Consider the following 348-nt stretch of genomic DNA (forward strand, 5'->3'; position numbering starts at 1 on the left):
AGCCCGCTGAGGCTGCCGTTGAAGAGCCTGAGGCGGTTGAAGAAGTTGAAGTGGTTGAAGTAGTTGAAGAGGAGGCTCCTGCTGAGAAAGCAGCCGGGGCGGCGGTAATAGAAGCTCCGGCAGAAGCGGTATTTGAGGAATTCCTGAAAGAGCCCGCTGAGGCTGCCGTTGAAGAGCCTGTACTGGTGACAGAGGAAGCTCCTGCGGAAGCAGTGGCGGAAGCGCCTGCCGAAGCCGTCATGGAGGAAGCTGCAGAAAAGCCCGCTGAAGCTGCTGTTGAAGCGGTTGAAGTAGTTGAAGTAGTTGAAGTAGTTGAAGTAGTTGAAGTAGTTGAAGTAGTTGAAGTAG

1 protein-coding gene is annotated in these 348 nt (G+C 54.0%); it reads right to left on the minus strand.

Features of this window, described 5'->3' with window-relative positions:
- On the minus strand, nucleotides 1–348 hold a 348-nt coding region (locus RDV48_13470; protein ID MDQ7823802.1), incomplete at both ends, for a hypothetical protein.

This window comes from Candidatus Eremiobacterota bacterium (genome assembly GCA_031082125.1).
In the GTDB taxonomy this organism is placed as follows: domain Bacteria; phylum Vulcanimicrobiota; class CADAWZ01; order CADAWZ01; family Ess09-12; genus Ess09-12.